This window comes from Prochlorococcus sp. MIT2302 (assembly GCF_059772385.1).
This window is the reverse complement of record NZ_CM186285.1, coordinates 362,972-389,215: the sequence shown is the minus strand read 5'-3', so window position 1 is coordinate 389,215 and position 26,244 is coordinate 362,972. Positions and strand designations below refer to the sequence as shown.

The 26,244-nt window shown below is 32.3% G+C and carries 32 protein-coding genes; 17 read left to right on the top strand and 15 right to left on the bottom strand.

The genetic code is table 11. The features are described from left to right. Positions 1 to 271 precede the first annotated feature (271 nt). Both AC6EI2_RS02075 and AC6EI2_RS02070 read left to right on the top strand, forming a co-directional pair. On the top strand, positions 272 to 1,459 hold the full coding sequence (locus tag AC6EI2_RS02075) for a fatty acid desaturase (protein ID WP_498462772.1): 1,188 nt from the start codon (positions 272 to 274) through the stop codon (positions 1,457 to 1,459). Between the two features lie 102 nt (positions 1,460 to 1,561). Next, entirely contained in the window at positions 1,562 to 1,741 is a 180-nt protein-coding gene (locus AC6EI2_RS02070) for a Nif11 family protein (RefSeq protein WP_498462771.1), read from the top strand. Between the two features lie 29 nt (positions 1,742 to 1,770). On the opposite strand, the gene AC6EI2_RS02065 is transcribed toward AC6EI2_RS02070, so the two are convergent. Both AC6EI2_RS02065 and AC6EI2_RS02060 read right to left on the bottom strand, forming a co-directional pair. After that, complete coding sequence (locus AC6EI2_RS02065; RefSeq protein ID WP_498462770.1) at positions 1,771 to 2,022, bottom strand: hypothetical protein; 252 nt, start codon at positions 2,020 to 2,022, stop codon at positions 1,771 to 1,773. A 142-nt stretch (positions 2,023 to 2,164) separates the two neighbouring features. Then, entirely contained in the window at positions 2,165 to 2,323 is a 159-nt protein-coding gene (locus AC6EI2_RS02060) for a hypothetical protein (protein WP_498462769.1), read from the bottom strand. Positions 2,324 to 3,136: 813 nt separating this feature from the next. Between AC6EI2_RS02060 and AC6EI2_RS02055 the strand changes: the two genes are divergently transcribed. After that, positions 3,137 to 3,307 carry a hypothetical protein gene (locus AC6EI2_RS02055; protein WP_498462768.1) on the top strand — a complete coding sequence of 57 codons (171 nt, stop codon included), beginning with the start codon at positions 3,137 to 3,139 and terminating at the stop codon, positions 3,305 to 3,307. 29 nt (positions 3,308 to 3,336) lie between these two features. Here AC6EI2_RS02055 and AC6EI2_RS02050 read toward each other — a convergent pair whose 3' ends face one another. Continuing rightward, positions 3,337 to 4,374, bottom strand: coding sequence for an NmrA/HSCARG family protein (locus AC6EI2_RS02050; RefSeq protein WP_498462767.1), 1,038 nt, complete (start codon positions 4,372 to 4,374; stop codon positions 3,337 to 3,339). Positions 4,375 to 4,599: 225 nt separating this feature from the next. Between AC6EI2_RS02050 and AC6EI2_RS02045 the strand changes: the two genes are divergently transcribed. Continuing rightward, complete coding sequence (locus tag AC6EI2_RS02045; protein ID WP_498462766.1) at positions 4,600 to 4,800, top strand: hypothetical protein; 201 nt, start codon at positions 4,600 to 4,602, stop codon at positions 4,798 to 4,800. 30 nt (positions 4,801 to 4,830) lie between these two features. Here the strand turns inward: AC6EI2_RS02045 and AC6EI2_RS02040 are convergent, their stop codons facing one another. Beyond that, the gene (locus AC6EI2_RS02040) at positions 4,831 to 5,232 is read right to left on the bottom strand and encodes a hypothetical protein (RefSeq protein ID WP_498462765.1); all 402 of its coding nucleotides are present in this window, start codon (positions 5,230 to 5,232) and stop codon (positions 4,831 to 4,833) included. 259 nt (positions 5,233 to 5,491) lie between these two features. Between AC6EI2_RS02040 and AC6EI2_RS02035 the strand changes: the two genes are divergently transcribed. Together AC6EI2_RS02035 and AC6EI2_RS02030 are read left to right on the top strand one after the other, a co-directional pair. Further along, positions 5,492 to 5,692 (top strand): hypothetical protein, encoded by a 201-nt coding sequence (locus AC6EI2_RS02035; RefSeq protein ID WP_498462764.1) that lies wholly within the window; start codon positions 5,492 to 5,494, stop codon positions 5,690 to 5,692. A gap of 287 nt (positions 5,693 to 5,979) precedes the next feature. Then, the gene (locus AC6EI2_RS02030) at positions 5,980 to 6,129 is read left to right on the top strand and encodes a hypothetical protein (protein ID WP_269612944.1); all 150 of its coding nucleotides are present in this window, start codon (positions 5,980 to 5,982) and stop codon (positions 6,127 to 6,129) included. A gap of 62 nt (positions 6,130 to 6,191) precedes the next feature. Here AC6EI2_RS02030 and AC6EI2_RS02025 read toward each other — a convergent pair whose 3' ends face one another. From AC6EI2_RS02025 to AC6EI2_RS02000, 6 genes are all read right to left on the bottom strand, one after another. After that, positions 6,192 to 6,797 (bottom strand): uridine kinase family protein, encoded by a 606-nt coding sequence (locus AC6EI2_RS02025; RefSeq protein WP_498462763.1) that lies wholly within the window; start codon positions 6,795 to 6,797, stop codon positions 6,192 to 6,194. Between the two features lie 72 nt (positions 6,798 to 6,869). Next, entirely contained in the window at positions 6,870 to 7,010 is a 141-nt protein-coding gene (locus tag AC6EI2_RS02020) for a hypothetical protein (RefSeq protein WP_498462762.1), read from the bottom strand. 99 nt (positions 7,011 to 7,109) lie between these two features. Next, entirely contained in the window at positions 7,110 to 7,337 is a 228-nt protein-coding gene (locus AC6EI2_RS02015; protein ID WP_498462761.1) for a DUF2862 domain-containing protein, read from the bottom strand. 41 nt (positions 7,338 to 7,378) lie between these two features. Further along, on the bottom strand, positions 7,379 to 7,669 hold the full coding sequence (locus AC6EI2_RS02010; RefSeq protein ID WP_498462760.1) for a DUF1330 domain-containing protein: 291 nt from the start codon (positions 7,667 to 7,669) through the stop codon (positions 7,379 to 7,381). 191 nt (positions 7,670 to 7,860) lie between these two features. Beyond that, positions 7,861 to 8,088 (bottom strand): DUF6447 family protein, encoded by a 228-nt coding sequence (locus tag AC6EI2_RS02005; RefSeq protein ID WP_498462759.1) that lies wholly within the window; start codon positions 8,086 to 8,088, stop codon positions 7,861 to 7,863. 44 nt (positions 8,089 to 8,132) lie between these two features. Then, positions 8,133 to 9,869, bottom strand: coding sequence for an ABC transporter ATP-binding protein (locus tag AC6EI2_RS02000; protein ID WP_498462758.1), 1,737 nt, complete (start codon positions 9,867 to 9,869; stop codon positions 8,133 to 8,135). Between the two features lie 38 nt (positions 9,870 to 9,907). On the opposite strand from AC6EI2_RS02000, the gene AC6EI2_RS01995 reads away from it, so the two are divergent. Genes AC6EI2_RS01995 through folP form a run of 3 tightly spaced genes read left to right on the top strand, consistent with a single transcriptional unit; the run spans position 9,908 to position 11,700 of the window. Beyond that, positions 9,908 to 10,126 (top strand): RNA-binding S4 domain-containing protein, encoded by a 219-nt coding sequence (locus tag AC6EI2_RS01995; protein WP_498462757.1) that lies wholly within the window; start codon positions 9,908 to 9,910, stop codon positions 10,124 to 10,126. A 13-nt stretch (positions 10,127 to 10,139) separates the two neighbouring features. Further along, complete coding sequence (gene tpiA, locus AC6EI2_RS01990) at positions 10,140 to 10,880, top strand: triose-phosphate isomerase (RefSeq protein ID WP_498462756.1); 741 nt, start codon at positions 10,140 to 10,142, stop codon at positions 10,878 to 10,880. A 40-nt stretch (positions 10,881 to 10,920) separates the two neighbouring features. Continuing rightward, positions 10,921 to 11,700, top strand: coding sequence for a dihydropteroate synthase (folP, locus tag AC6EI2_RS01985; RefSeq protein ID WP_498463449.1), 780 nt, complete (start codon positions 10,921 to 10,923; stop codon positions 11,698 to 11,700). A gap of 7 nt (positions 11,701 to 11,707) precedes the next feature. On the opposite strand, the gene AC6EI2_RS01980 is transcribed toward folP, so the two are convergent. Next, positions 11,708 to 15,721 carry a magnesium chelatase subunit H gene (locus AC6EI2_RS01980; RefSeq protein ID WP_498462755.1) on the bottom strand — a complete coding sequence of 1,338 codons (4,014 nt, stop codon included), beginning with the start codon at positions 15,719 to 15,721 and terminating at the stop codon, positions 11,708 to 11,710. Between the two features lie 111 nt (positions 15,722 to 15,832). On the opposite strand from AC6EI2_RS01980, the gene dapB reads away from it, so the two are divergent. Genes dapB through AC6EI2_RS01960 form a run of 4 tightly spaced genes read left to right on the top strand, consistent with a single transcriptional unit; the run spans position 15,833 to position 18,711 of the window. Beyond that, positions 15,833 to 16,681: a 4-hydroxy-tetrahydrodipicolinate reductase gene (gene dapB / locus AC6EI2_RS01975; protein ID WP_498462754.1), complete on the top strand. Its 849-nt coding sequence runs from the start codon at positions 15,833 to 15,835 to the stop codon at positions 16,679 to 16,681. Between the two features lie 12 nt (positions 16,682 to 16,693). Next, positions 16,694 to 17,341, top strand: a complete 648-nt coding sequence (locus AC6EI2_RS01970) for a DUF8619 family protein (RefSeq protein ID WP_498462753.1) — start codon at positions 16,694 to 16,696, stop codon at positions 17,339 to 17,341. 33 nt (positions 17,342 to 17,374) lie between these two features. After that, a complete protein-coding gene (locus AC6EI2_RS01965) occupies positions 17,375 to 18,487 on the top strand; it encodes an FAD-dependent monooxygenase (protein ID WP_498462752.1) in 1,113 nt (370 codons plus the stop codon). Between the two features lie 14 nt (positions 18,488 to 18,501). Continuing rightward, on the top strand, positions 18,502 to 18,711 hold the full coding sequence (locus AC6EI2_RS01960; protein WP_498462751.1) for a DUF2949 domain-containing protein: 210 nt from the start codon (positions 18,502 to 18,504) through the stop codon (positions 18,709 to 18,711). Here the strand turns inward: AC6EI2_RS01960 and AC6EI2_RS01955 are convergent. Continuing rightward, positions 18,708 to 19,226, bottom strand: coding sequence for an adenine phosphoribosyltransferase (locus tag AC6EI2_RS01955; protein ID WP_498462750.1), 519 nt, complete (start codon positions 19,224 to 19,226; stop codon positions 18,708 to 18,710). The genes AC6EI2_RS01960 and AC6EI2_RS01955 overlap by 4 nt on opposite strands. An 81-nt stretch (positions 19,227 to 19,307) precedes the next feature. Between AC6EI2_RS01955 and AC6EI2_RS01950 the strand changes: the two genes are divergently transcribed. The 4 genes from AC6EI2_RS01950 (at position 19,308) to AC6EI2_RS01935 (ending at position 21,722) form a co-directional block, all read left to right on the top strand. Next, the gene (locus AC6EI2_RS01950; protein ID WP_498462749.1) at positions 19,308 to 19,898 is read left to right on the top strand and encodes a DUF3038 domain-containing protein; all 591 of its coding nucleotides are present in this window, start codon (positions 19,308 to 19,310) and stop codon (positions 19,896 to 19,898) included. Between the two features lie 9 nt (positions 19,899 to 19,907). Further along, positions 19,908 to 20,516, top strand: a complete 609-nt coding sequence (locus tag AC6EI2_RS01945) for a DUF4335 domain-containing protein (RefSeq protein WP_498462748.1) — start codon at positions 19,908 to 19,910, stop codon at positions 20,514 to 20,516. A gap of 194 nt (positions 20,517 to 20,710) precedes the next feature. Next, complete coding sequence (locus AC6EI2_RS01940) at positions 20,711 to 21,376, top strand: methyltransferase domain-containing protein (RefSeq protein WP_498462747.1); 666 nt, start codon at positions 20,711 to 20,713, stop codon at positions 21,374 to 21,376. A gap of 37 nt (positions 21,377 to 21,413) precedes the next feature. Then, the gene (locus AC6EI2_RS01935) at positions 21,414 to 21,722 is read left to right on the top strand and encodes a TlpA family protein disulfide reductase (RefSeq protein WP_498462746.1); all 309 of its coding nucleotides are present in this window, start codon (positions 21,414 to 21,416) and stop codon (positions 21,720 to 21,722) included. Positions 21,723 to 21,729: 7 nt separating this feature from the next. Here the strand turns inward: AC6EI2_RS01935 and AC6EI2_RS01930 are convergent, their stop codons facing one another. The 3 genes from AC6EI2_RS01930 to AC6EI2_RS01920 all read right to left on the bottom strand — a co-directional run bounded on the left by AC6EI2_RS01930 (position 21,730) and on the right by AC6EI2_RS01920 (position 26,236). Next, positions 21,730 to 21,978, bottom strand: a complete 249-nt coding sequence (locus tag AC6EI2_RS01930; RefSeq protein ID WP_498462745.1) for a hypothetical protein — start codon at positions 21,976 to 21,978, stop codon at positions 21,730 to 21,732. 31 nt (positions 21,979 to 22,009) lie between these two features. Continuing rightward, positions 22,010 to 25,504: a transcription-repair coupling factor gene (gene mfd, locus AC6EI2_RS01925; protein ID WP_498462744.1), complete on the bottom strand. Its 3,495-nt coding sequence runs from the start codon at positions 25,502 to 25,504 to the stop codon at positions 22,010 to 22,012. Positions 25,505 to 25,567: 63 nt separating this feature from the next. Further along, positions 25,568 to 26,236, bottom strand: coding sequence for a hypothetical protein (locus tag AC6EI2_RS01920; RefSeq protein WP_498462743.1), 669 nt, complete (start codon positions 26,234 to 26,236; stop codon positions 25,568 to 25,570). Between the last annotated feature and the right edge of the window lie 8 nt (positions 26,237 to 26,244).

Genomic DNA, 26,244 nt, shown 5'->3' with positions numbered 1-26,244 from the left:
AAGGAGGGAGGATGGATCAGTTGAGTATCCAGAAAGTAGAAATAATAGATCATAGAATATATTAGTATTTTTTATCAATATTCAAGTTATTCTTTTGTCAGGGATTAGATTAAATAAAGGCACTTTAATAACAATTTATTGTTCTTTGAGGAACTATTTTTTGTGAATATTAGAAATTGCTATAGCCTCATAGCACTATAGAGAGTAACGTTGTATAGAGCTAATCATGTTATTAAAGAAATTGGAAAAAAGTTTGCTTACTAAATGCGAGATGAACAAAAAAAAAATATACAAAAGTTCTTTCCTTCCCTCTGGACTTAATGGGAAAGCATTAGAAATTTCACTTGAAGATATTCCATCGAGAAAAGATGTTAGAGAGGCCATCCCTAAGCATTGCTTTACTCGCCAGACGAATAGATCTCTTTTTTATCTTTCAAGGACGATAGGGATTCAGATATTTGTAGTTTTGCTTGGACTATCTATTCCTCTCACTAAAGAAATGATTCCACTGTGGATTTTATATGCAATCATCTCTGGAACAACATCAATGGGGCTTTGGGTCTTAGCTCATGAATGTGGACATGGTGCTTTTTCAGATAATCGTAGATTAGAAACACTTGTCGGATATGCCCTTCATTCTTTTTTACTTGTCCCTTACTTTTCATGGCAAAGATCACACGCAGTTCACCATGCGTTTACTAATCACATAACAGATGGTGAGACGCATGTTCCAGTTGTGATTTCCGGGGATGGTAAATTTGAAAAAAAAGGTGGTGAAAATGAAATGGAGTCATCATTATTTCTTGGGAAAATACTGTATGGCTTTAACCAATTATTCCTTCACTTGATTCTTGGATGGCCAGCGTACTTACTTTTGGGTAAAACCGGTGGACCTAAGTATGGGACAAGCAACCATTTCTGGCCAGCTGCCCCGTTCTCAAAAAAACTATGGCCATCTATATGGGCCAAAAAGGTATGGATCTCAGATTGGGGAATTGTTTTTATGTTGCTTTTACTGACTTCTTGGACTTTATATTTTGGAATAAATTCAATGATTAGTCTTTACCTAGGACCTCTAATCGTCGTCAATATTTGGCTTGTTATTTATACATGGCTTCATCACACAGACACGGATGTTCCACATTTAGGTTCAAGTCAATTTTCGTACATGAGAGGAGCATTCTTATCTATAGATAGGCCTTATGGACGAATTTTAGATTTTCTGCATCACTCAATAGGTTCTACTCACGCTATTCATCATATTGAACCAACAATACCTCACTATCATGCAAGACTTGCAACGAGAATTTTGAAAGAGAAATTTCCAAAAGTATATCTCTACAATCCTACCCCCATCCATAAGTCTCTTTGGCATATAGCTACAAACTGTGTTGCCGTAAAGAAGGAAAAAGCAATCGATAGATATGTTTGGAAACAGCCAAATCACTTACAATCCTAATTATCAATTTTTTAATTTTTATTTTATTAAATTATTTTTCCTTTTTTTAATTTATATATATTTTGATTAATTAACTATTTAAAAGTCAGATATAAATTAAAGATGTCAAAAAAAGATTATGAATATTTCCTATACAAAATTGATCAACTAAATCAGTTGGTTGAACTAATTAAAAGCTCTCCAGACAAATATGAATTAATTATTAGATGTCAAACGCACGAAGATGTCGTAGAACTTGCCAAGCAATGGGGATATGAGATTGGAAAAAGATGGGGGGAGTAATAGGCGTAATTCGGAGCAGTAAAATGGTGCTATTGGCCACCTCCATTACAGCTCCATACCTTTGAAGGAATTCCTTGTGTATTTTTTCCGTCGATACGAAATGTCTTTGTTATGCAGTCATTTTGTGACTCAGCCCATGCTGAAAGAGGTTCTAAATCAATTGAAATTTCATTAACTGATTTTGATAGAGAAATAATTGAGATTGACGTAAAGACAAGAGATACAGTGCTTAGACCTGCAAATATCGTGTATTTGTTATTTTCGAATAATTCTTTTAGCATTTCTAGAAGTGATAAATTACTATCAACATTAGTTATGATTTAGAGAGTTATCAGAATAAGTTAACCTTTGAGAATATTAGAAAGTTACTAGAGTTTCGTTTACTGTAAAAGTTCAGCTTCTAAAATTTTCTTAATAAGGAAATTAATTCTTTTTATCAATAAAATCTAAAATTTTTTTTAATCTGTCTGTGTTTTCAAAGTTAGGACTTGCTGTAAGAAAAATCACTAAAACTATCATTAGTAAGCCTACGCTAGAGACACCTAGTAATAGTTGTTGAAAAGGATCTAAGGATTCGAGCATCTATCTTGTTTTAGACTTTTCTAATTTTATATTAATGATAATCTATCAAAAGGCTTTATATTACGGAGTAAAACTAATGTTTTAGTTCTTAGATAATTTTTTACTTCTTTTTAGTATCTTTAGGCCACCTTGCGCTTAGATTTAGTGGGTTTTTGAGATTAATTTTTATAGGTTTTCCTTGAGCTAATGATATCAAAGCTTTAAAAGTCCACCCACCCAGAATTAATAGTGCTGAGATTAAAAATATATAACTTATATTAGTAAGCATAAATCAAAAAACATTTTTTTTATTTTATGACTTAATTTGCTAGTTTCTTTGCATGTTAATCTAAATTATAAATAACTCTTATATTTTTAATAAATTCAAAATACATTTTAGATATTCCAAATTTATTTTTTTATTACAGTTACTGCTAGGAATGATGCGATCCCTTACTCAGAGACCATTTCGACTAGTAATAAATACTTACCGTGGCTATCTTTAATAATATTCTAATTTTTTGATAACTACTATATTATTATTTTTATAACTTTTATTGATTTTTGTGCGATTTGGTATGAATATATATATGCAATAGATTTTTTTGATGATCAACATTACGTATTTATATTCATTTTTAATATTATTAGTATGTTGCCTTACATTTTATTTTATTCTTAATTTTAGGCCTTTTAAAAGCGAATCAAACAATAAACTCCTTTTAAAGAAATTGTTAGAAGGTTTAGATTTGGAAATACCTGAAGAATTAAAAGCATTAGAAAACTCATCTAATGATGCTCAAAAATATCGTAATTTCTAATCAGATAAAACTAATGCCCGATTTAGACTTTGATGATACTGAAACATCAGGTATATGGTGGTCAACTAATGTTGCTATTAGAGATTTATGTATAGAGCTAAAGGATGATACCCGTTGTGATGACAATGAGATAGTAGAGTTACTTAGATCGATAGCAAAGTCGATTGAGATTAATGGTTTATAGTTTTAATTTAACTGAAAATTCTTACGAAATTATTTATCCCATTGCAACTTCCATTGAGATGATTTCCATTGCCTTGTCCATGTATTTTGTGTTTTATTCTGTTCTTCAAGTTTTCTTTTAAGCCAGTCTTTGAGAGACGTTGGCACAATGTTTAAATCAGCCTGTATCGTTTTAAGTTTTTGCATATCAGCTCCATAACCTGTTCTTTCGATCCAATCAGCCATAACACCTATGTCGTATTCAAGTAACTTCATAGCTACTCTAGGAATCATTACATAATTTGTTTGAAGTCCTTCTGAAGCAACAAGCCTTTGGAGAATCATCGCCATTTCTATTCCTGTTAGCTCCTCTCCTGCAATATTGATAGATTGATTCTTATATTTCTCAGGCTTTGATAGTACACCTCTTACCCATTTACCTACATCTTCAACAGCAATTGTCTGCCACTTAAAGTCCTTATTAACAATTCCAGGGAATATCTTTTTAGAGATAGTGTATCCAGGCAATTTGTTTTCAAAATTTTCAAAATAACTAACTGGCCTTAAGACAGTAGTAATTTCATTAAGTTTACATTTTTGTATATATTCCTCGATATCCCATTTACTCGTAAAATGTCCTGGCGCAGGATCATTTTTTAATGGATCTTTTGCCTTGCTAATTGAGCTGAATATAAAATGATTTAGTTGCCCTTTTTTATAAGCAGCTTTAACTTGATTAATCAAGTTAAAGCCTTGTTCGATTTCATAAGACCTTACAATACTCCCTCTGAATACTTTCCATCCTTTTGTAGGAGTTGTATTACCAAAAACTGCGTCAACTCCATCAAAAGCTCTACTCAAGCTTTCAGGATCCATTAAATCACCTTTGACTAGTTCTACGTTTACAAGACTCCCCAGCTCTAAAGCTTTCGGACTTTTTATGTTTCTTGTTATGGCACGTATTTGATATTTGTTTGTTTTGCTTAATTCTTTAACAACTCCAATACCTTGCCTACTTGTTGCCATAGTTACTGCTATGACAGGAGATCTTCTTGCACTTGCATCAACATTTCCCTCTTGTTCAAGCACGGTCCAAAAGTCTTTAATAAGGAATGTAAAGCATAGGTGAATTTATGTAAAGTTGCAGATTTTTCTCTGATTGATATGGTTCTTTCCTTAGTTGATGAATCGTCTTTGCATCGATTAGAAGTTTCTTTATTTTAACTCTATGAGCTTTTCGTAAAGGAATGTTTTAATTGCTTTTTTAGTTTCAAAGTGTTAGCTATGAATTTGTTAGTACTTAATTTGATCATTATGGCAAATGAGGTTCTTCAGGAAATTGATCGACAAAAAATCATCTTTGACGTTGTCGACGGCATTCCACTATCAGGTGATGAATCCGATGAAATTAGATGCTTCTATTCCCAACTTGAATCTGATAATTTAATGCTTGAATATTCAGCTGAGGAGTTAGGTTTTAATAATGTTTTGTTTGAGTACTTAAGTCAAGGTTAATTGCTTAATTTAGTAATTAATAAAAGAATTTTAATCTAGTCCCTGGAATAATTCTTTATGGACAGCAAAAGTATGGTAAAGACAAGTTCCGTTTTCTGGTGATAGTCGTTCTCCGTCTTTGTCCCATGCTAGTGAGCAGATAAGGTCTCCATCCCATTTTACATTATGCTCATTAATTGCTTTAGACCAAACTCTCACCTCACTAAAGTGTTCAGGCATAAATTTACCAATCTTTCTACATATTTCACACAGCACTGATAATATCGGTGGCTTGGAATCTAATTTAAGTTCTTTAGTTAGAGACGGTTGTGTAAATACCCCAACATATCTTATATGATCAATGATTCTTTGTTCTTTATTATCTAATTTAGCTTTTCTACAAGCTTCTTCAAATTCTTCCACAGGCGTTACTGGACGTAAATGTTTAATCACTTAGATATTTAGAAATTATTTTAATTGTCTTATATTATATATGTAATTTTTGTTATTAATATTATATCCAATAATTTATAGTTCATTATTGATATTTTTGTTATTGTTATACGCGTTTATCAGAAATATTTCAATTATTCCTGTTGCGATGATTTCCTTACATTGAATATTCTATTTACTGATCTACTTCATGATTGTCTTCCTAAAGCCAGTAATAGCTTACTTTTGTTTGAGCCAAATGTTACAAAGTAAAATATCAATGGTCATATCTCCTAATGACTGGTATTTATATTGGGTCTTACTAAAGAACATGCTTCCTTTAACCTTCGCTGGCCTATTAAGTACACCAGCTCCTACTGCACCAATCGTAGGTATCGCATTTATGGCCCTGTTTGGAATTATGGCTGTCGTAGTTGGCCCTGATTACGATGGTTTTAACGATCCAAACACATCTAAATAACTAGATTATTTACTCAGAATCAAGTGGGTTAATGTGCTTTGCATTTTTACCCACTTTTTTTGCTAATCAATACAAAAACAATTATTGAAATTAGTTTCAATAATTGTTTTTATTCTGGTGTTAACGATTAATAAATGATTTTGTATAGAATATTTTATAAGCTTCAAACAATCGTTTCTTATCAATGTATAAAATTTTCTATTTTATATTATTTAATTCAAAACCAGTAACTAATTAATTTATTTATTGCATTTTCTGCTATTTATACTTTGCTTTATTTAACTTTCATGGGCAATTTATTAATCGCTGGTCTTACTAGTACACCAGCGCCAACAGCAGTCTTAGTTGGAGTTGCATCAATTGCATTATTTGCGATTGTTGGTTTAATGGTTGGACCTGACTATGATGGAATGAATGCTCCTGAGGTAAAAAAATAAATACTTAAATTTACTTTTTAAAAATTAATATTAACTAAGGAAAATATTTATTTTTATTTTTCTTAGTTAATTTTATAAAAATGATTGTTTATTTTGTAAATTAAATCATAATAATTAATTTTATCTGATGTATTTATTTTTATTACTTGGTTATAGTTTATATGGGTTTTAAAATTTATATAAAATAAATTCCATGAGCTAGTAAATTTTTTTATAATTTCATCTTGAGATCTACCTCTTTTTGTTTTATCTCTTCTCAATCTTCTTTCTAAACAGATTTCTTTATCTTCCTTACAAAGAATATTTACAGTTTTTCTATAATTTAAATCTAGTCTATGAGCGAATATTCCCTCCAATATTAATATTTGATTTTCACCATTATACCTTATTTTTTTTATTGAATTACTTGATTTTTTTTTTACAAAATCATATTGGAATAATTTAATTTCACTTCTTCTCATATAAATAGCTTCTATTGTTTTTTTTAATTCTTTTTTCCTGATACTAAATGGTCTATCATAAATATCAAATAGAAATTTAGATAAAAAACGGATTAATATATTATCTTTATAATATGAATCTGTTTTTATTAGTATTGAATTTTCAAATAGATTAGATAACTTATTGCTTAAAAAAGATTTACCAGAGCCTGAAGGGCCTGTAATCACAATCGTTTTCACTAGTAATTCAATTCGTCGTTTTATAAAGTCTAACAATAGATTTAAATTTTATATAATGTATTATTGTGCTTTATTGTAATTAAGTTCTTCTTTAGTCCAGCTTCTATTGCTAAATCTATTTTCAATAAATCTTAGAACTAGTATTATCAAAGGAATATGCATTAGTCCACCCATTACAACTGTGACTTGGTTATGAGGCATAATCTTTTTATCCAACTATCATTAATATACTTTATCAATCAATTGTCATCCTGTTATGTATCTTTTAGTCATATAATTATTAATGTAATTAGGTATTAATTACATTAATATTGATAACTCCTTTTCGAAAAACCAATTTATTTGACCATTTTTAAGTTTAACTACTAGGCCAAATTGATTCCCATCTACCATTTTATATCCAACTAATTCTACGGTGGGCTCCTTTTTGATAAATTCTAAAATATTTTGCGGTAAACGATCTTTGACTTCGTTTATTTCAATTCTGAGTATTTGCCCTTTTTGAAGAGTTGATGAATCTTTTATCATAATTAATCATTACTACCTATTCAATCATGAGAATAATGCAATTATCCAATTATTGACAGCGATAACTTCTTATCTATTCCACTATATTTTATGTACTCTTGAAATTCAGATGAATTAAAGGCCTTTTGTGCTGCGGCTTTAGATTCAAATTCAACAATAACTCCTAATTGTCCTCCATCCCATTCGTTTAGATCTGAATTTTGGTTTACATCTTTAGCAATTATTGTTCCACCAACTGATCTTAGCCATGGGACTACGGTTTTAACGTATTCGATAAATTGTTCAGTACTTTCAATTTTAGCCTGTTTTAACCAGTAGCCTTTAGCTCCCATCTCTCCCCTTTATATTTTTTTTAGATTCTCTCATAATTCTCTCCGTTTTTGAAGACAGTCGAAAATTATTTATTGCTTTTAGTTAGAAGAAATATTTACTATAAATTAATTTTTTTAATTATAGATGCCAGCTTTTGTCATATTAGATTTATTTTAATACAATAATTTCTTATTAAGAAATTACTTATTTATTACTTTATTGGTTCAATTGATTCTAGTTTAGATTTTAATTGCATTGCTAGATGTTGGCGTCCAACTGCTAATACTTTAAGTGTATCTTCGTGCATTCTGAGTTGTGCATCAGCCACCTGCATTCCTTTGACAAGCTCTTTTACATCTTGAGATAGGCTTTTTAGATCATATTTTTTATCCTCGAAAGTAAGTATTGCTTCTTTGTTGTTTGAAGGTAAACTAGTCATTAATTTAGTATTAGCTTATTAATAATATAACATTAAATATATTATTAATAAGTCTCAATAAACTGTTTATCGCAAAATTCTTTATATCTACCTTGTTTCTTGATTAAATCATAATGATTACCTACTTCACAAACTCTCCCCTTTTCAATTACTGCTATCTTATTTGCTTTTTGTATCGTCGATAATCTATGAGCAATCACAAGAACTGTTCGATTAGTCATGGCTTGTTGAAGTCCTTTTTGAACTGATTCTTCAGCTTCTGCATCTAGTGCACTTGTTGCTTCGTCAAGCAATAAAATTGTGGGATCGCCTAGCAAAGCTCTCGCTATTGATATTCTCTGTAATTGGCCTCCTGAAAGATTGCTACCTCTTTCCTCTATGTATGTTTCGTAGCCATTAGGAAGTCTTTCAATAAAGTTGTGTGCATTGGCAATTTTTGCAGCATTAACAATATCTTTTCTAGTGGCTGTTCTTCCGAATCTTATAGCTTCAGCTATTGTACCTGAAAAAATAAATGTTTTTTGCGGAACAATAGCAATCAATTTTCTCAAGTAGTCAGTATTGAGTTCATTTAATTTATGGTCGTCAATAAATATAGATCCATTGGTTGGCTCAATGAATTTTAATATCAATGAAAAAATTGTGCTTTTCCCTGCACCTGAGGAGCCAACCAAAGCCATTATTTGTCCGCAATCTACATCTAAATTTATATCGTTTAATACATTATGTTTATCAATATATGAGAAGAATACATTTTTAAATGATAATTTACCACTTATATTATTAGGTTTAATACCCTTCTTGTATGTAGATACTTCAAGTGGATTAGTAGTTATTTCATTTAGTCTTCTTAATGATGCTTGTCCTTGCTTTAACTCGTTGTAGTTCACTGTTATGTGACTTATTGGATCAATTAGCATTATTAATGCTGTAAAATAGCTTCCAAATTCTTCATTTGAAATTCCTCCACTTTGTATTCTGTAGGTTCCTATTGTAAGTATGCTCAAAATACCAATTATTTCTATTAAACCAACTATTGGGTGCTGAAGTGCCACAAGAGTTAGCATTTTATATTTAGCCTCTTTGTGTAATTTAACTTGTTTATCAAAATCTTTTTGCAACCATTCTTCAACTGCAAAAGCTTTAACCATTGGCAAACCTTGTATTGCCTCTGATAGCAAAGAAGCTAAAGAACTTATTTTCTTTTGGCTTTGCTCAGAAGCTTTTAATACTCTTCCTCCAAAATCGCTTACCAATAATGCAATTAACGGAGCTAAAATAATAGTTGAAAGTGATAAATTCCAATCAATAAATATCATATATCCAAATACTGCTAATAATTGAAATGCAGATGGTGTAGTATCTTGAATTGATTTATAAATAACCTCACCAACACGATCAACATCCTCAGTAAGTCTGTAGGCGATATCTCCAGATGAGAGTTTTTCTATAAAAGGAATATTTGTTTTCTGAAGTTTTTTAAAAAGTGTCGTTCTTAGATCTTGACTTAGTGCTAATGCTGGTTTAGCTAAAAGACTATCTTGAAGATATTGAGCTGTTTTTTGAATGATAAAAATAATTAATGCCTGTACAATCACAATTAAAACTTGCTTTGTATTCCCTTGACCTATAGCCGGTATTAACTTACCTGATAGCCTTGCAAGAATGGGCCAACAAAGAACATATACAAGCATGCTGATACCACCAAGTATTAACACCTGCGTATGTCCTTTAAGTCTCCTTAAGAGGTAGTTAAGATCTATTTTGATTTTTTGGTTCATTACATCAAAATATCAATATTTAGTTTAAAAGCTCGTAAATGAAACTAGATCAATACCTAAAATTTGTTGGAATCGTTCAGACTGGAGGAGAAGCGAAAATGGTTATCAGATCAGGGGGAATAAGCGTTAATGGCATAGTAGAGACTAGAAGAGGACGAAAATTAATTGATGGTGATCAAATTATTTTTGCTAATGAAACATACATAGTTCCAAATTCTGATCCTCTAGGCCGTAAGTTGGCAAGAAGCGAAAAATGAGGAGCTAGCAGCCGTGCGTAAACCGGTCATTGCAGGGAATTGGAAGATGAACATGACATGCACCGAGGCTATTGAGTACATGCGTGTGTTTATTCCATTATTGAAAGATATACCAAAGAAAGATAGGGAAGTTGTTATTGCACCTCCCTTTACAGCCCTCTACCCTTTGTCTGAGCTTATTAAAGACAAAAGCGAATTCGTTTCATTGTCTAGTCAGAATGTTCACTGGGAGGACAGTGGAGCCTACACAGCTGAGGTCTCCCCTCTAATGCTTAATGAACTTTCTGTTAAATGTGCAATTGTTGGACATAGTGAGCCAAGAAAATATTTTAGTGAAAGTGATGAACAGATAAATAAGAGAGCTCAATCAGCACAAGATCATCAATTAATCCCAATTGTTTGTGTTGGAGAAACTTATCAACAAAGGGAGCTTGGTGAAGCTGAAAGGGTCATTAAAAGGCAAATTGATCAAGGCCTTGAAGGTATAGATGTAAAAAGGTTAATAGTTGCTTATGAGCCAATATGGGCCATTGGAACAGGTAAAACTTGTGAATCCCATGAAGCTAATAGAATTTGCTCGCTCATTCGTAAATGGATTGGATTCGAAGACGTCATTATTCAATATGGTGGATCAGTTAAATCAAATAACATTGATGAGATAATGTCTATGTCAGACATTGATGGTGTGTTAGTTGGTGGTGCTTCTTTAGATCCTACAAATTTTGCAAGAATTGCTAACTACGAATCAAATTAAAAAATACTGGCCTATGCATTGGGAAAGAGAAACCCATTTAATGGCAATAGTAAATATTACTGAAGATTCATTCAGTGATGGTGGTATGTATTTTGATTTACCATCTGCAATAAATCATTCAACATTATGTGTTAAACAAGGAGCACATATTCTAGATATTGGGGCACAGAGCACGCGACCTGGTGCATCTGAGGTTGGAGCCGAAATTGAGATTAAAAGATTGGCTCCATTAATAAAAGAATTGAAATTATTACATCCGCAGGTTCCTATTTCTGTCGATACATTTCACCATTCAGTTGCTAAGAAAGTATTAGATGCAGGAGCCGATTGGATTAATGATGTCAGTGGTGGACGTCATGATCCTGAAATATTTAATGTTATTGCTGATAAAGGTTGCCCATATGTATTGACTCATAGTCGTGGAAATAGCAAGACAATGGATTCATTAGCTATATATTCAAACGTTGTTGACGATGTGAAAAATGAATTATTAAATCAAATCGATTTAGCAGTATCTAAAGGTATAAAAAATGATCAGATTATTGTTGATCCCGGACTAGGTTTTGCGAAGAATGTAGATCATAACTTAACTTTGCTTAAAAATATAGATGTATTTGTTTCTATGAAATATCCAATATTAGTAGGAGCCTCCAGAAAAAGATTTATCGGGTCAGTTATTAATGAACCTGACGCTACCAAAAGAATATTTGGAACCTCTGCAGTTGCTTCTCGATGCGTGATTGCTGGAGTTGATATTTTAAGAGTTCATGATATTAAAGAAATTTCTCAGGTTATAAAAATGACCAAATCAATAATTTAATACGTAATTAATCCTCTGTATTAACTCCTTCTATACGATCTTCTACTTCTTGATAAAGTTCTTTTAATTGTTCGATATTTTCCTCGGATGTTTCCCAATATCCTCGACCATTAACTTCAAGTAATGTACCAACTATTCTTCTGAAACTATGAGGATTCAATTCCATTAATCTTTTCCTCATCTCTGGATCATTTATAAAAGTTTCGTTTGACTCTTCATATACGAAATTATCGACTTGGCCACTAGTCGCACTCCAGCCTAATGTGTAATTAAGTCTATTAGATACCTCTCTCACTCCTTCATATCCAGACTTGAGCATACCTTCGTACCATTTGGGGTTAAGTAATTTTGTTCTAGAATCTAATCTAATAGTTTCACTTAATGATCTAACCTGAGCATTTGCAGTAGTTGTATCAGCTATATAACTACTTGGTGCTTTACCGTCATCTCTAAGGTTTTTGATTAAATTTGTTGGATCTGAATCAAAGTAATGACTTACATCTGTTAGTGATATTTCTGACGAATCAAGATTTTGGAATGTGACATCTGCAGTTTTCATAACAGATTCAAAAACCTCTCTGTTCTGATTCATTTCACCTGGATTATCAGCATTGAAAGCATAGGTCTTCCTTGATAGGTACATTTCTTGTAACTCATTTTCTTCTTCCCAGGTCGAATTCTCTACTGCCAAATTGACATTTGAACTGTAACTTCCACTCGCATTTGAAAAAACTCTGCTTGCAGATTCCCTAATGCTTTTCCCTTCCTTTTCTGATTGCTCAAGTGTATGTTTCCTTACAAAATTTTGATCAAGTGGTTCATCGGCCTCTGCAGCCATTTTTACTGCTTGATCAATTAATGCCATTTGATTAATAAACAAATCCCTAAATACACCGGAACAGTTAACAACGACGTCGATTCTTGGTCTTCCTAATTCCTCGAGAGAGAGTAGTTCTAATTTGTTTACCCTACCCACTGAATCTGGCTTTGGTTTTACACCTACAAACCAAAGGATCTGTGCTAATGATTCTCCATATGTTTTTATGTTATCAGTACCCCAAAGAACACATGCAATAGTTTCAGGCCATGCGCCTTGTTCCTCTTTTTGCCTTTCGATAAGCTTGTCAACAACTCCTTTAGCTGATGCAACTGCGGCAACAGTTGGAATCGACTGTGGATCTAATGCATGGATATTTTTACCACTTGGTAATACTCCAGGGTTTCTAATAGGATCTCCACCTGGTCCAGGAATTACATAATCTCCATCGAGAGCTTTTAAAAGGCTCTCCATTTCTTTATCAGCACATATTTGTTCTAAACAAAATCTCAAATAGTCAAATAATTTATCAAGTGAACTTGCATTTACATTCACAAAACCTGCTTTTTTTGCTGATGCTTGCCATGGTGATGGGATTGAGAAACCAATACCTCTTAAGAACTCAACAATTAGTGTCCAAATACTCTTCTTCATATTTACTCTCCCATCTCTTCCTGTCAGAGACTTAACCATTGAACCAACTGCATCTCTTGATGTTTCTGTAATTAATTTATTAAGTTCAACATCCTCTAATTTGCCCTTGTTATTACCCTCATAGACCTCTTCAATTGTTTTTCCTTTTGATTCAGCTAGCAAACCTGGTAAGGATCTGATTCCATCATCTTCTCTTTCTATGGATGCAATACTTACTAAGGTTGCAATCGCTTCTTCAGCAGTGGCAGGTTTTCCAATAGTGTGCAAGCCGCAAGGTAATAATCGACTTTCTATTTCCATTAATTGCTTATAAACATTTCCAACTACCAAATCTCTTTCATCTATTTCTAATTCAGAAGCATCTTTTTCAGGTAGTTTTACATCTTCATCAAGATTACATTTTTTTGATGTTTCAACAATTGCATTAACTATTTGAATTCCTCTTCCACTTTCTCTTAATTGCTGATAAGAACCAACTAACTCTCCAAGTTCTTTTAGACCTTTGTACAGTCCAGCATTTTCAGCTGGGGGAGTTAAATAACTAATTGTTGAAGCGTATCCTCTTCTTTTTGCGATTGTTGCTTCCGAAGGATTATTTGCTGCGTAGTAGTAAAGATTAGGCAGACCTCCAATTAATGAATCTGGATAACAAGTCTCACTCATCCCCATTTGTTTACCGGGCATGAATTCAAGAGAACCATGAGTTCCAAAATGAAGGACAGCATCAGCTTTCCAAACTTTTTCTAGATAGGTGTAATAGGCTGCAAAACCATGATGAGGACTAGCACTTCTGGAATAGAGCAATCTCATAGGATCACCTTCATATCCAAAAGTAGGCTGTACTCCAACAAAAACATTCCCAAATTCTTTTCCGTAAATAAGAAGATTTTGTCCGTCACTATTTAAATTTCCTGGGGGTTTTCCCCAGTTCTCTTCAAGGCGGTCAGAGTATGGAGTTAATTTTTCATATTCTTTTACGCTCATTCGATGTGCTATCGATAGCTCAGGGGATCCTTGTAATGCCTCAGGATCATTTATCAATGACTCCATCAGTTCTTTTGGATTCTTAGGTAAATCTTTTATGTAATAGCCTTTTTCCTTCATTTCTTCTAAAACTCTATAAATAGAGCCAAAGACGTCTAAATAAGCAGCTGTTCCAACATTTCCTTTGTCAGGTGGAAAACTAAAAACAGTAATAGCTAATTTCTTCTGCTCACGTTTTTTAATTCTTAATGATGACCATCTAATAGCCCTCTCAGCTATTGCATCTACTCTGTCCTGAAGTGTATGGGCTTTGCCTGTTGCATCATCTCTACCAGACAAAACTATTGGCTCGATAGCACCATCCAATTCAGGAATAGCAATCTGAAGTGCAACTTGAACTGGATGAAGACCTAAATCACTACCTTCCCACTCCTGTGTCGTTTGGAAAACAAGTGGAAGTGCGACCATATAAGGTCTATTGAGTTTCTTTAATGCCTCCACTGCTTTTGGATGATCCTGTCTTGCAGGCCCGCCTACAAGTGCAAAACCGGTAAGAGAAACAACACCATCTACAATTGGTTGATCTGGTTTTATTGGGTCGTAATAAAATTCGTTTACTGGCTTTGAAAAATCTAATCCACCACAAAAAATAGGTATGACTGTTGCTCCGCGATATTCCAGTTCTTGAATTACGGCAACGTAGTGGGCGTCATCTCCAGTAACAATATGACTTCTTTGGAGTACAAGACCAATTACTGGTCCTTCTTTCGCCTTGTCAGATAAGTCATCTCTAGAAGCTATCCAATTTAAATATTCTTTTTTATCCTCAAACATGTTTGGAGCTAATGGATGCCAAATTCCCAAATCTGGAAAAACCTCTGGCTCCGCAACTTCAATTTGTTCTTTTTCTATAGTTAGTTCTGGAAATACATATTTATCTCCAAGCATTAAAAGGAAGTTCCTTAGATTATCTGGAGTACCTCCTAACCAATATTGAAAACTAAGCATAAAACTTCGAGCATCTTGAGCCTTGTCAACCGGGAGATACTTGAGAATTGATGGAAGAGTATTAAGAAGCTTTAACATCGAATCTTGAAAACCAGCCCCGCCTGCTTCTTTTCTCTTCTTCATAAAATCACCAATAATGCTTTTGCTTTGACCTAACTGAGCCATTGAAAAAGTGCCCAATTTGTTCAATCGCATAACCTCAGGCATAGATGGAAATACCACCGCCGCTTTCAGATTTTCCTTATGAGGTTCAACTGCTTCAACAACTTTTTGAGCCAAATCTTCAATAAAAATCAATGAAGCTACGAATAAATCTGCTTTTTCTATATCTTTTTTAAAGCTTTCATAATTGTCTGTATTTCTAAGTTCTTCTATTAAATACCCATTAAGTTCAATACCAATAGGACCATTTTGCTCGTTTAATGAGTTCGCAGCCTGGGTAAGGGCATTTTGATATTGAGGCTCAAGAACCACATAAACAGCCTTCATCACTGCTTTATGGCTGTGATTCTCGACAGGTGAAACTCTGCGATTGGCTGAGCGAACCTGTGTAAACATCTTTTCTGCTATCGGAATTCGACCAAGCCTAGTGTTCAGTGGCCCTTTAGTGTGTTATTTAGTTAATGCGTGTTACAAGCGATATCAAATATGATTGTAAAAAAAAATCCAATGAGTTCTGCTAATCAATCAATACCAGTTTTAGTCGCAGGAGCTTTAGGTCGAATGGGATCTGAAGTTATTAAAGCAATTAATTCATCCAATGATTATCAACTTGTTGGAGCAATTGATACTCAGAAGGATAAAGAGGGTCAAGACATAGGTTCATTAATAGGCTTGGGGCCATTAGATGTTTTCCTCTCAAGCGATTTTGAAGGCTCATTATGTGCTGCTAGTCAAAACTTTCCAAACGATAATTCAAACAAAGCCGCCGTATTAGTCGATTTCACTCATCCAAAAGTTGCTTATATGCACACCCGTACATCCATTGCTTATGGAGTCCATCCTGTAATTGGTACGACAGGAATAACACCAGATCAATTAGATGAGCTTTCTAAATTTGCAGAAAAAGCATCTCTTGGTTCAGCAATTGTTCCAAACTTCTCAGTTGGTATGGTTTTACTTCAGCAAGCAGCAGCAGCAGCTGCTCGTTTTTATGAGTTCGCGGAACTTACCGAAATGCATCACAACAAAAAAGCTGATGCTCCAAGCGGAACCTGTATAAAAACAGCTGAATTGATAGAGGAGCAACGATCAACATTTAACAGATCTTTGGTAAATGAAGAAGAATTTCTCGAAGGATCTCGAGGTGGATCTCGTCCTAGTGGTTTGAGACTTCACTCGGTTCGATTACCCGGACTTGTTGCTCATCAACAAGTCATGTTTGGTTCCAATGGGGAGACTTACGAGTTAGTTCACAATACTATTGATCGATCTGCTTACATGCCTGGAGTGCTATTAGTAGTCAAAAAAATCAGATCATTCGATAAATTAGTTTATGGACTAGAGAAAATCCTCTAGTTATTAACACAAATGTTATTTCCAATTAAGCAAAATGAAATAAATAAAATGATCCCCTCTGTAGCAACAGGGAAACAATTTAATTCAGCCTTGGGTAATCCCCAGAAAATTTTTCAAAGGATTATGATTTCTGCCATTGGAGGTGTAATTACTTTGCTCATAAGCCAAAGTCAAATAACTAGTCAGTTTTACTCTTTATGGTTGGTACTAGGTGTTGTCTTTCTGTTGTACATATTGTGGGGACCAATACTTGAAGCTAGCAGAAAAAATTCTAAGTTTAAAAGTTTCTCATTCTCAGCATTAGTTGATGGCTACATTTCTGATGTTTATGTAGAAGATAGGGTCGAAATTGAACAAGAACAAGCAAATAAAGATGGTAGGCTGGAGGTGTTAAAGAAAAAAAGAAAATGGGTTGTTTTGGATATAGAGGATGAAGATGGATTTATAGGAAATATAAGTTTTCCATTTCAAAATAAGTTCAATATACTTACTAAAGGAATGAGAATTAACTGCGTAGTATTTAGTAATAGAAAAGACTTCGATAGGATTCAAGCAATAAGCGATGCCTGGTGTCCAGAAATTAATTTATGGGTTGGTACTTATCCTTTTCTTCTTAGACCTGCATTTGAGGAATTTGTTAATATGAGAATTTTTAATTAATTTTAAATTGTTATAACTGATATAATAAATGGCATGAATATAGCAATTGTAGGTTCTGGATTAACTGGATCACTAGCAGCAATATCATTAGCAAATGCTGGCTGTAGAGTTGATCTTTATGAAAGATTGTCAGATGATGAACTTGTAAATAGAGATAGAACATACGCGATAACACATTCCTCTAGAAAAATATTATTAAATCTTGGAATATGGAGTCATTTGCAATCTCATCTAGTCCCTTTTCAACATCTAAATGTTATTGATTATGAATTAAATAAAACGGTCCAATTTCTAGTAAATGATTTAGATATATGTAATCAAAAATATTCAGCTGTAGGCTGGATTGCAGAACACAAAAATCTGATGTTATCAATATTAGAAATTATATCAGAGATTGATAATATTAATAAAATACCTACATCGGTTATACCTAATACAAATAATTACGATTTAATCGTTGCAGCAGATGGATCAAATTCAGCTATTAGAAAAAAGCTTAAAACCCCATCCTTTAATTTCAATTATGATCAGATTTGTATTACTGCTAGGGTTTTATTAAGAGGGGCAAAGTCTAATGAAGCATTCGAAATATTAAACTCTGAAGGCCCATTTGCAGTTTTACCTCTTGGAGGGGACTTATTTCAAATCATTTGTAGTCAATCAATAGCAAAAGGTACTCTTAATAAGAGTTTATCTAAATCTTTATTTTTAGATTATATATCTACAATTCTTCCTTATGGTATTGAGCCAGACACAATAATTGACGAGCTAAGTTATTTTCCCATCAAGTTTGTCTTTAACTACTCATTTTTCTCAGGTAAATATATTTATGTTGGAGAGTCTGCTCATAAAGTTCACCCTGCAGGTGGCCAAGGATTAAATCTATGTTGGAGAGATGTCAAGTGCCTCACAGATATCGTGTCGATACCATTTTTTAAAAATAATTTTTCTATTATTCCTTTTTTATACTCAATTTCTAGGTTTCTTGATGTATTCATAATTTCTATTTTGACAGATAGCTTAGTAAGATATTCAAGAAGTAATGTTAATATCTTTTTTATAGCAAGGACATTAATTTTCATGATTTTAAGAAAATCAAGTTTGATCAGAAAGCAAGTACTTAATTTATTGACAAATGGATTATAATTAACATACATAAAATGATTAACATTAATAATGAGATTAATCCAGCTTCTGATGAGCTTTGCAAATTTATAATTGAAAAACTTGGTATAAGTAAGAGTGCCTTGGAACTTGGACTGAAAAGATCTTCTATTAATAATGCTCCACTACCTATTGTTATGTGGAGTTATGGTCTAATCACAATATCTCAACTAAAAATGATACTTTTTTGGTTAAACAATAATTAATACTTAATTATACTTTCAATTAGTAAATTAGAATCTAAATTACACCTACCTCTAAGTTCACTAAGTTCAACAAGAAAAGCATATCCAATTAAATCACCTCCAGCTTTCCTTATCAATTTACCTGCTGCCTTTGCAGTTCCTCCTGTCGCAAGTAAATCATCAATTACAATAATTCTACTATCTTTTGAAAATGAATTCATCTGGATTTCTAATCTATCTTCACCATACTCAAGCTGATAATTAGCACTCAATACCTTACCTGGTAGCTTACTAGCTTTTCTTATTGGAATAAATCCAACCTTTTCTGTAAAAGCTAAAGCAGATGCTGAAATAAATCCTCTAGATTCTATGCCAGCTATAAAATCTGGTTTAATAGAAGATATAAGCCTTTGTAAAGGCAACATTAGTTTGTACCATATCTCTGGCTGTTTATATATGGGGTTTATATCTTTGAAGACTATTCCATCTTTTGGAAAATCTTTTATTTCATTTATATATTCTTTCAATTTGTCCATTGTTTGAAATTATTGGTGTGCAATTTTTTAAAACTAACAACAAAGCTAGCCAATCAACAATCTCCTGTCATTATTTAAGGTATGAAGAAATCCAATTTAAATTCTACGCAGGTCAATAATGGCTCAAAGCAAAAAGATAAAAAAACTATCGGTGACCCTTTTTTTAATTGCGTGCTCGCAAGCGATGCATCAAGAAAAGTTGATTTTTTGATTTTGGTTATTGAGACACTTCAAATCAATGCAACTGATTCCCTTTTACTAAGGGCCAAAAATATTGGCTTGTCAAATGATTTCTCGAATAGAGTTCAATTTTGGAAAATGAGATGTACCAATCCTCTAAGGAATACGCATACATTTTCATCTCTATCTTCTGAGCAAATTGATTCCCTTGTTGAACTTATTTCCTCTATGGCAGAAAATCTCTACCCCCTTATTAGGCAATTACTTTCTTCAAAAGAACCAATGTCACTTAATCAAGAGCGTTGGTCATTATTTAATTCCCGTCTTAAGTCACTTATTCGTGAAAGGATGAATGTAAAACGTAGCTATATTTCTTCATTGTTGAGTGAAGAGAAAAATGATTTTTTCCGAGAGTTATTAGTCATACTTTCATTGTCCTGTGGAAAAGGAGGAGCTAATCGCTTGAAAGCCTCTTTATATCAACAATTATAGAATTTATAAATGATTAATTTATCTTATAGATTTGATCAAAACTCTTCATCCCTTAAAATATCGGGGATGCCAGATGTATCAAATGGTGACTCAGAAAATACAATCGGAATTTTGTCTTCATGGTCATTGAAAATCATAGGATCACCTTTACTGGAGGGTGAGAAGGAACATCTTGACAATTTAATGCAAGTAATATTTCTATACTCAAGATCCTATATATCTGGTATTAGAAAAACATTTGTATCTAACAAAAACATCATCACAATATCTCCATTCGGTATGAGTCATAAATTACTACTTAAAAGTACAAAAGAAGGAGTTATGCCTTTAGAGATTATTTTAGATGACTCTGAATTATCTGACCTAACAAGATGCTTAGATCTTTTAAGATTTGATTCTAGATTTAGTATTAAATGGGATATTGATCAGGAATTACCCTTTAGCAAAAAATATATTGTTAATAACTTATCAAATTCCAATACAAATATCAACTTTCTATTTTCAATCATTATATTTTTATTTTTTTGTTCTATATTAGTATTTGTTCCAACAAATGATAAGTATGAGATAATAGAAACTACTAAAACCGATCAATCCTTATCCAATCAAAATGAGTAAGACATTTACAGTTTATTTCTAATTAACCTTTTTTATTTTTTTCCGTTACTTCAATACTAAATATAATAAATTTTTTGTATTAATTAATTATTAATTAGATATTTTTATAAATTCTTATTTTCTAAATATTTATTACCGTAATAATATTCACTTAAAAAATAAAAATTAGCTAATATAAAAAAAAAATTAGATTAATGAAGCTTTCCTTAAGTGATAGAGAGAAAATTGATAATAGTGATGATCAAATCTTTTATCAACAGCCTAGATATGTTCATCACCTTAGTAATTCATTTAGAACTAGACTTACAACCATTTACTCAGAATATCTTCTTAGTCATCACGTAATTTTAGATTTAATGAGTAGTTGGGTAAGTCATTTACCATTAAAAAGGAGATATAAAAAAGTTATTGGTCATGGTATGAATGAAGATGAATTGCGTTCAAATAACCGACTTGATAAGTTCTGGGTACAAAATTTAAATAAATATCAAAATATTCCAATCGAAGATTCATCTATTGATGCTGGATTAATTGTTGCGGGTTGGCAATATCTTCAATATCCTGAGAAAGTTTCATTAGAACTATCAAGGATAATTAAATCTGATTCATTATTGATAATATCATTCACCAATCGTGCTTTCTGGTCCAAAGCTCCAAATATATGGACATATTCTTCTGAGGAAAATAGAATTGAATATATAAAGAGTGTTCTTACTGATAACGGCTGGAGAATTGATAAAATATATAATGAAAAAACCCATGAAGATAAGCTGTTTGGGTTTTATTCAGCAGAGGGTGATCCTTTCTTTTCTATTATTGCAAGAAACAATAAGACTAATAACTCAACTAGTTGTTATTAATATGTATATTTAGTATTAGATCACAATAAATTTTATTATGTCCTTTTCTCTAATTAAATTTAGTTCCGAAGATTGCGGAACCTGTCACAGGATGAGTTTCTTCGATTCTAAAGTTGCAAATGAATTAGGTATTGAATTTATTAGCGTAAAACTTCAAGATACTGTGGTTTACAGAAAATATAGGCCAATTTTATTAAAACAATATCCTACAAAAGAAGGTATGGGATGGCCAACTTATTTGCTAGTTAATGATCCTGAAGGGGAATTCGAAATAATTGGTGAGCTAAAGGGGGGAATTCCTAAAGCTGATTTTAGAGAAAAACTTACAAACCTGATAACTAAATGAATTTTCGTTAATTAACTGGTTGCATTAATCCACCACTTCCTGAGTCGGAATCATCATCATCGTTACCTGTGTCTACAGTTAAAAGCGTGTATACCCCAATAGCAATGAGACTAATCATTCCACTAAAGAGACTTAGTCCGTATTGGTTAGTACTAATATCTATTACTTCACCCAAGGTAAAAATACTCAAATTTTGGTGACTATAGCAATATTTTCCTTTGAAAACGTTTTTATCAACCAATTGAAAGATTGACATGCCTTATAATTTGGATTGATTAAAGAATTTATTAACTATTTATTTGGGAGTTCATTAATTTTAGCCATTCAATCAATTGGTCTAGAAGTTTGTCACTATCCAATATACCAAGACCTCTTATAGTCACAGTCGAGCACCTATCTCCTTTTTTATAGATAAATCTTCCGTGAAGATGATTAGCTAATCCATTCCTAAGAACCTTAAAAGCTGGCTCATCCATCGTTGTTTCAAGCTCAAGATTTGGTTTTGACAACTTAATTCTCGAAAAACCACACTTTTTAGCGATTATTTTTAACTTCATAACTTCAATTAATGATTCAACAGCCTTTGGTAATGCACCATATCTATCAATCAAGTTGCTAGCGAATTGAAATAAGGCTTCATTGTTTTCACACTGTGTGGCTAACCTATAAGCGTTTATTTTTTCGTCTGGATCTGTTATCCAATCACCAGGGATAAAAGCCGTAACTGGTAAATCAATTTGTGTATCGTCAACTGTAGGTATATCTTGTCCTTGAATTTCAGCGATTGTTTCTTGCAATAATTCCATATACAAATCGAAACCTATTGTTTCCATTTGCCCGCTTTGCTCAATACCTAAAATATTTCCAACGCCTCTTATTTCCATATCCCTCATTGCTAATTGATAACCGCTTCCTAAATCACTAAATTCTTTTATGGCCTTTAGGCGTTGTCTTGAAGCTTCATTTAACTTTTCATTGCTTGGGTAAAACAACCACGCGTGTGCTTGTATACCACTACGGCCGACTCGTCCTCTTAATTGATAAAGTTGTGATAGGCCAAATTTATGTGAATCTTCAATCAAAATAGTATTAACTCTAGGAATATCCAATCCACTTTCAACAATTGTCGTACATAGCAAAATATCAGCTTCTCCAGCATTAAAAGCCAGCATGGAATTCTCTAATGCTCCTTCTTCCATTTGACCGTGAGCTATCAATAATTTCACATTTGGAATCATTATTTTTAATTTTTCTGCTACATCATCTATACCTTTTATTCGAGGAACTATATAAAATATCTGACCACCTCTATCAATCTCTTGTGAAATTGCGCTTCTAATTATTTCATTATCGAGTGGTGCTAAATGAGTTTTAATTGGTCTCCGTAATGGTGGTGGTGTTGTAATTAAACTCATTTCACGTACACCAGAAAGACTCATATAGAGGGTTCGAGGTATTGGCGTTGCCGATAGAGTTAATACATCAACGCTTTTTTTTAACTCTTTGATTTTTTCTTTATGATTAACACCGAATCTTTGTTCTTCATCGATAACTAGAAGACCTAGGTCCTTATATACTAATTTTTTATTTAAGAGCTGATGTGTCCCAACAACAGCATCAATTTGACCATTTTTTAATCCATTTATTATTTGCTTTCTTTCGCTAATTGTTTTAAATCTATTTAATAGTGAAACTCTTATCGGATAAGGTGCAAATCGATCAGATATAGTTCTCCAATGTTGTTGAGATAATACAGTTGTAGGTGCAAGCAAAGCTATTTGTTTACCTGAAGTAATAGCTTTAAATATTGCTCTTATTGCTACCTCTGTCTTGCCAAATCCAACATCTCCACAGACTAATCTATCCATTGGCTTTTCAGCTTCCATGTCAGCTTTTACTTGAGCAGTTGCTTTTGCCTGATCTGGTGTTAACGCGTATGGGAACGAATCCTCTAATTCACTTTGCCAAGGACCATCAATAGGAAACTTAAACCCTTTTTCTTTACTTCTTTCTGCATATAACTTAATTAAATCAAGCGCAACCTTTTTAACAGATCTCTTTGCTTTTTCCTTAATTTTATTCCAATTTGCACCACCTAGTTTGCTGATAGTTGGAGTCTTTGAGTTTGAATTTCTATATCTACCTAAACTACCAAGTTGATCTGCCGCTACACTTAATTTCCCATCCATATATTTTATTACTAAGTAATCTCTAGACTCACCATTAATGCTTAACTTCTGTATTTTCTGAAATAAGCCTATACCATGGTTTCTATGAACGACATAATCTCCAGGCTTCATCTTATTTGGATCAATTTTATTACTTTGAGATTGTTTCCTTCTACGTACATATCCTGTACTAGAAAAATTATTCTGACCAAAAAATTCCTTATCGGTTATTAATGCGATTTTCCATGCTGGGAGATAAAATCCCTCTATATCACCTTCATTATTATTTTTTATAGCTACAGGTATATTGTCTTTTAAAATGCTATTAATACCATTAATATCGTTATTGTTAGCTATAAATTTTGAAATACATTCATGTTCCTCTAGAAGAGAAACTGCACGACTTGGCTGTGCTGAAATTATCCAAACTGCATATTTATTTTTGATGAAATCATTTAATGATAAACTTATTTTTCCATATTGATTTGGTAACCATTGATAAATTTTGCTTGAAATATTAAATACATTAGTTTTAATGTTAGTATTCTCTAACTCTGTTAGATCAATTCCTTTATAATTATTTAGAGATCCAAAAATTTTATTAAGATCATAATGAAGGTTAGGTTTATATATATTACTTATTGATTTTAAACTATTAACTACTTCATTATAACTATCTTCAACTATTTTTATCCATGCATTTCCATGAGATAAACATTGAAGCCTTTCCTCAACAATAATAAATGGATTTTCGTCTAAGTAATCTAGTAATGATGATGGATTGTCAAATGCTACACCTAGATATTTTCTTGCAGAATGTAATTTTTTTGAATTGATTAACTGATTATATTCATCATCGTGAAAAAGTGTTGGTATATCTTTATTATTTATAGAGATAAGTTTATTAATAATTAGTGGTTCAAAACCTCTTGGTGTAATACAAATATTATCAATTTTATCTAATGATCTTTGTGATATTGGATCAAATTCTTTAATCTTATCTATTTGGTCACCAAACAACTCCAATCTAATTGGTAATTCACTACTAACTGGATAAATGTCAATTATATCTCCACGTCTTGCCCAAGTTCCTTCTTGATCTATGTTATTAGTCTTTATATATCCAGACTCACTTAGTCTAGTAGATAGATTATTTAGATTTATTTCATCTCCTATTTTTAATTTAATACACATAGATTTTAGATATTCATATGGTGGAAGATGTGGTTGCAACGATCTTTCTGTAGCAATTATTGCGATATTCTCATGATCTTTTAATTCAAATATGTCGCTAATAACTTGTAATTGACCCCATATTATCTCCGATGTTACTTCTATAGAATCATACGGCGAAGCTTCACTCGTGGGATATAAGCATGTTTTAGTCCAGCCACAATCTTTAACTAATGGGTACCATCTCGTTGCATCTTCTAAAGTTGGTACAATTATTAATAATACTTTTGCATTTTTTTTAGCAAGAGAACTAGTGATTAATGCTTTTGCTGTTCTAGAGGCTCCGGTTAATATTAATCTATCTTTTCTATTTGTTCGTTCAATTAACTCATTTGTTAATGGATGATTTTCTAAAAAACTAGTAACTGACTCTAAAGACATTATTTCTCTTTTACATATCTCTTCAACATCACTTTAACATTTTACCATTCGTGTTGAGAAGGGCTAATGATTTTGAGATTGATTTCTAATTGATTTTAGCTTTTCGACAAATGATAATAATTGTTCTTCATTTAGTTCTTTTCTAGTTGAAACATTAAATTCCCTTAGTAAATATTCTCTTCCCTGTATATGATCCCATGACAAATCTCTAAGTATATTATCAGATTCTCTTATTAAAGCATTAATATTATCTTCAAAAAATTGAGAATTAGAGGGTTTATCTAACTTATTTAATAGATTTCGATACTTTACAATATCATTATAATTAGTTATTTTACTCCGGTTGTTATAACCAAAGGTTTTCTCTAGAAAATTAATTTCATCATCTCTAGACCATTTTAGTCGTACAATTTCAGCATCTATCGCAGTTAGTTCATCACTCCAATCACTTGGTTCTTGAGAGATATTAGTTTTTTCAATTTTATTACTATTAGGCAATTCTACTCTTAATGGAGTACTCATTAGATCTTTATTGTCACCTTTTAATCCTTGGTCATTAGTTCTCTTTGTGTTTAACCTCTTATGAAGCCTTGAGATTGCTTTGTCTTCTGCATCATCTACTGTTAAGCCCTCAGCCAGTGCACTTCCTAGATTTTGGTCATTGACCCAAGCAGATACTTTAACAATGGCTTTATTCTCAGATACGTAACATAGTTTCGATTCAATTCTCATGACCTTTT